Here is a 3357-nt window from a genome sequence, read left to right as displayed (position 1 = left end):
CTGAGAGATTTTCGCTCTCATAATATAGATACAGGAACCCAGAAAAAAGTTCCATGTTTAATGGAGAATTTTTGAAAATTCTTTGTTATTTTTTAATGTCCTTAAACCTGTTGTCAAGTATAAAGAGAGTGCTTCACGAGCTTAAAACGCAGAAGAATACATTCCCCTACCCGTTCTACTTGCAAATTATACAGCAAACAAGTACCTCTTAATTCTTGTCTTTTACTTTAAAAATGCCGCCTCCGAGAACTCCGACATAAACAATTCCATTCTTAGAATCAATTGTAAGAGAAGAAATTGAAATATATGGATCAGAGTCAAGATCAATTCTTTCCCAGGATTTCCCCGAATTCTTTGACATAAACAAACCATTGTAGAAAGTGCCTGCATATACTATACCTGTAGTTGGACTTACTGCAATAGCGCTTATACGGCACCCATTTAACCCTAACTTTACCCAGCTTTTTCCATCATCGTCGCTTCTATAGATACCTTGCTCAGAGAATTGTTCGGGCGTGAGTGGTTCTACATCTTCTGTTCCTGTAGTACCAAGATAGACAATATCATGATTATATGGATCAATTGCAATTGCAGAACCATGAATCCGCTTAGAGCATTGAAAATTCATTTTTTGCTATGTTTTCCCACCATCATCAGATTTTAAAAATTCACCTGCCCAATAAATTCTATCAGGATCATCAGGATAAACAAGAAATCTACTGTTGAAGCAGCTATTTCCCTCTGTTGCTTGCCAATAGTTCTCTTGGAAGTTTGTAATTTGAGCCCAATGTAATCCCTTGTCAACTGATTTAAATAACCCATGCCAAGTTTCTGCATAAATTGCATTGTCGTTTCCCGTTGTAATGGAATAAATACCATTTTCATCAAGATCAAGATCTGTTAATTTCCAGTTTTTCCCGTTGTTTAACGATACATAAAGGTTTAGCAAAGGAGGGGTTGTTTTTGTCTTTACAACTTTCATAAGGATACTAGGAAAAAGAGGATTAAAATAGAAATCGCCCATTTTTTCCCATGTTTTTCCGCAATCATATGACTTAAATGTAGCAAAAAAATTCTCGTTATGAGACACGGCGTATAGAGAATTAGGGTTTTTAGGATCAATATATATGTAAGAAGTATCTACACTATCTGAAACGGGATAGTATTCATAGTTCCCGTTTCCTTCAACTGATTTAAAGAGACCAGATGGACTACCAACATATAGAACATTGGGGTCTTTGGGGTCAACCGCAACAGCAAAGGTATTCTCTGAAGGAATATATGAAATTGGTGGCAAAGGGCTGCGCTTCCATGTTTTCCCAAAGTCAAGAGAGAAAAAGATACTTCCTTCGTTACTAACGCAATAAACAATTGCGGGGTTTTTAGGAACTACAAGAGTCCCTCTGAGAATTTTCTCCCAACTCTTTCCACCATCCTCAGAACGCTCATTAAATTGCAAAGGAGAAATCGCTTCTTTAAGAACTATTTTAGGATTCAAAGGGTTAATGAATATACCTGATTCTCCATAAAGAGACAACCTGTATATCCGATATATATCTTCAAATTTCTTAGTCGGATCTTCTTTCCAATGGTTTCCCCCGTCTTCGGATTTCCATACCTTATTAGGTTGTAATCCAAGTTCCCTGGTTTTACAAACATCAACAACATATACTAAGTCACTGTTCTCTGCATCTATCACGATAGCATCGATATATCCATCTTTAAACTTTTCCCAGTGAGAGGTTATCCATGGTGCAAATTTCCCCTTTCTGCTACACCCAAAGGAACCTGACAGAGCAATGAGAATTATTATTAGCGCTGTTAAAGCTTTTTTTATCATTTAGTTACTCCGTCTAACATCGATAAAGGGGAGGAATACGAAACATAGTTATGGACAGTATAAAACTCACAGCTGTAACTGTAATATCCAGTTGTAGTATAAGCATAGTGACGTCTATCTATATTGTGTTGGCTTAAAGCGCGATTTATAGTATCATTTTGGACAACCATTGCAACATGGCTTGGGTAGTCACTTGAATCCTTCCACATTATTACACTCCCTGCATTTGTCTAAGTAACATCTGAAGGTGCCCAGTAGTTTCTGTTAATCATATAAGCTCTCAGACCAGTATAATAATTTTGTGCAACAGGAAGTGTGTAACCCCAAGGTGAATAATCCATCGAGGAGATTGGAGGAACAACCCACCAATTTGTCACAAAATGAGTACTATCCATTGGAATACCTCCGGCAAACATTGCCTGTGAGACAAAATTCGCGCAATCTTCTCGGCATGTTGCATACTGACTGTTATAACTTAAAGCAAAGGAATCAGCATAATTTGTTGCATAGTTATAATAGTCATTATAATTTGTATAATATCGAGTGTCAGGAGGATCCCCAGGTTTTGGTAGAGGAGGATGATCCAAGTCACATCTTCGATAAGTATCTACAACAAAATTATTAATAACGGCATCCTTGGCATTATCTGCAATCTCCTGTGCATGTTTATAACCTTCTCTTTCCATTTCGTCCGCAGATTGAACCAAATTATCTACCCAGTAAAAACCACCTTGCGCATCCTCCATATAGAAATTTACTGTTCTGGTAGAATATTTCCGTTTTCTGAAAGGTATGCTACAACTTTAAAATCAATATTGAGAGTTTCAGTTTTGCCAATGTAACCCTTTAGCTCAGCAATCCAACTATTTATTTCTTTATCTACAGCACTGACGCTGTTAGGAGATAATTCTCCGTTTTTCAAATCTTTAAATCTTCCCATTCCTCTTATTGCCGGCAACTCTTCAGGAGTTTTTGCTTTTAAAATTTCACTTATTTCTACCTTGAATGTTTCTTCTACCTTACCCTCTTTAACTTCTGCCTTAACAGGAGTCATTGCAACGGAGATGTCCTTATAGTACTGTGCTTCATTCTTGATGATCCATGCCTTCAATATATCAGCAAGTTCATCTGTAGCTGCAGCCTTATTTATTGAAGAATCTTTAATGCATAGAGTATTATTAGAATATCCTTTTAGTGTCAATATAAATGTTGTTAAGGTAATCAAACTCACTAATAAAACTAAACTTACTAATAAAATCTTCTTCATTTTAACCTTCTAATTAAAATTTTATGATTATTTTACTTTTATTCATCTTTTCCAAAAGTTTTTTCTTTCTTTGCCTTTTTCCTGTCTTTTCTCTAACTCCCCCCTACTCTACGAGGCCTTTGCCCCGCTTAAGATTTGCTACTTACTTCCTTTAATACACTTACTCTCATATTGCACCATCTCCTTTCTGAGAGATTTCACTCTCATAATATAGATACAAGAACCCCAAAAAGTTCCATAATTTTTGGTA

General features: G+C 36.2%; 5 protein-coding genes. All 5 read right to left on the bottom strand.

Annotation, left to right across the window (positions count from 1 at the left end):
• Window positions 1–208: 208 nt before the first annotated feature.
• From JHC30_06540 to JHC30_06520, 5 genes are read right to left on the bottom strand one after another with little or no spacing between them, the layout of a single operon-like run.
• Entirely contained in the window at window positions 209–628 is a 420-nt protein-coding gene (locus tag JHC30_06540; protein MCI4463807.1) for a hypothetical protein, read from the bottom strand.
• Between the two features lie 6 nt (window positions 629–634).
• The gene (locus JHC30_06535) at window positions 635–1840 is read right to left on the bottom strand and encodes a hypothetical protein (GenBank protein ID MCI4463806.1); all 1206 of its coding nucleotides are present in this window, start codon (window positions 1838–1840) and stop codon (window positions 635–637) included.
• Window positions 1837–2049, bottom strand: a complete 213-nt coding sequence (locus JHC30_06530; protein ID MCI4463805.1) for a hypothetical protein — start codon at window positions 2047–2049, stop codon at window positions 1837–1839. The genes JHC30_06535 and JHC30_06530 overlap by 4 nt, the downstream gene beginning before the upstream one ends.
• Before the next feature lie 21 nt (window positions 2050–2070).
• Window positions 2071–2586, bottom strand: a complete 516-nt coding sequence (locus tag JHC30_06525; protein ID MCI4463804.1) for an amidase domain-containing protein — start codon at window positions 2584–2586, stop codon at window positions 2071–2073.
• Window positions 2587–2594: 8 nt separating this feature from the next.
• On the bottom strand, window positions 2595–3107 hold the full coding sequence (locus JHC30_06520) for a hypothetical protein (protein ID MCI4463803.1): 513 nt from the start codon (window positions 3105–3107) through the stop codon (window positions 2595–2597).
• Window positions 3108–3357: the final 250 nt, after the last annotated feature.

The organism is Caldisericum sp. (genome assembly GCA_022759145.1).
GTDB lineage: Bacteria > Caldisericota > Caldisericia > Caldisericales > Caldisericaceae > Caldisericum.
This window is presented reverse-complemented; position numbering and strand designations above follow the sequence as displayed.